This is a genomic window from Loktanella sp. SALINAS62, from assembly GCF_018263905.1.
In the GTDB taxonomy this organism is placed as follows: domain Bacteria; phylum Pseudomonadota; class Alphaproteobacteria; order Rhodobacterales; family Rhodobacteraceae; genus Loktanella.
The window spans coordinates 1-1,530 of the sequence record NZ_JAAFZU010000050.1 but is presented as its reverse complement, the minus strand read 5'-3'; the positions used below and the strand labels follow the sequence as shown (position 1 = coordinate 1,530).

At 57.7% G+C, this 1,530-nt stretch carries 2 protein-coding genes; both read right to left on the bottom strand.

Translation table 11 applies throughout. The features are described from left to right. A partial coding sequence (locus GZH79_RS14290) for a transposase (protein WP_249219217.1) occupies window positions 1-544 on the bottom strand: 544 nt, incomplete at its 3' end. Between the two features lie 395 nt (window positions 545-939). Further along, a complete protein-coding gene (locus GZH79_RS14285; RefSeq protein ID WP_349291212.1) occupies window positions 940-1,443 on the bottom strand; it encodes a CBS domain-containing protein in 504 nt (167 codons plus the stop codon). Between the last annotated feature and the right edge of the window lie 87 nt (window positions 1,444-1,530).

The window sequence follows — 1,530 nt, the reverse complement described above, 5'->3', positions numbered from 1 at the left end:
ACTCGCGGACAGCGCGGGGTGCATCCGCCGGGTCTATGCTTGCCGCGTCCCAGTTTTCCTTCGGCGTGGAGTTCTGCTTGTTGGCATCCGCTTCGATCAGGCTGGCGTCGATGGCCATGCGCTGGCCACGGACCAGACCTTCCGCGATACAGCGCGCAACGGTCGTCTCAAACAGGTGACGCAGCAGTTCGCTGTCGCGAAACCGACCGTGGCGGTTCTTGGAGAAGGTGGAGTGATCCGGGACACGATCGCTCAGATCGAGGCGGCAGAACCAGCGATACGCGAGGTTCAGATGCACCTCCTCACAGAGCCGCCGCTCGGACCGGATGCCAAAGCAATAGCCGACCAGAAGCATCCGGATCAACAGCTCGGGATCGACCGACGGGCGTCCCGTGTGGCTGTAGAAATCCGCGAGGTAGGTGCGGATGCCGCTCAGGTCGACGAACCGGTCGATGGATCGAAGCAGGTGATCCATAGGAATGTGATCCTCGAGAGAGAACTCGTAAAACAGCGCCGGTTGCGCTTCCTGCCTCGGCCCCATCATTGCCAATCCTCCCCTCAATTAAAGGAATTGAATCAGCAGTTCAGCTCTGGTTCAAGGAAGAGTTTTTCAACAAAATACGCCCATCTCACACAATGTCGAGCATACTAAATTCCTTGACTGCCCTCTAGCCGCATTGATAGCGCTATGCCCTCACGTTGCTTTAGACGCGCCACCATTGCCAGCAGGTTGCCCACCCATGGGTTGCATTTAGCGCTCTGTCCGCAAACCCGTCCGAAAATCAAGTTGTCCAGATACCTGTTGCGATGGCATTTTAGGACTGACTTAGTGTTTGTCCATAAAACGCACGTTAGTTGGAATTCACTTGTGGGCCACCGATTGCTGCCGAGAGCGGTTTAAGAAAAAAGCCTGATATGAGGAGTCCTCCCGGAAAGCGCTTACGCCAAGCTTTGCCGCGCCAGCGCGCTGATCAGATCAGTCCGCGTCACTATGCCCACGATACGTCCGCGTTCAAGAACCGGGACCGCATCGACGGCCCCATCCGCCATTTGGGGCAACAACGATGACAACGGTGTCGCCGTCGTCGCTCGCGGACCGCCGACGCTCATGATGTCCGCGGCCTTCACTGGTATTTCGCGCTGACGGTCCAACAAGCGCGTCATCGCCGAGCCAAAGCTTCGGTTCAGGCGGCGGCCATCCTCTCTCGCCCGGTCAATCAGATGGATTTGAAAGATGACACCGAAGAATCGGTCCGCCTCTCCGACGACGGGTAACGCCGTGAAACGGTGCCGATGAAACAGGTCTGCAATCTCTGGAAATGAAGTGTCAGGCCGGACCGTGATGAGGTTCTGCGACATGATATCGGCGGCGGTAGCGGGGCCCGATTTGTGGGCCGCAGCCTGCATTTCCGCAGCCCCAATCAATCGGGCCAGATCTTCCACTGAACCGCGCCGGGTTTGCCGGAGGCTGATTTGACTTAGTTACGCGGCCATGTCTGATCTTTCCAGAGCTGCATAGAAGTTTGCCTC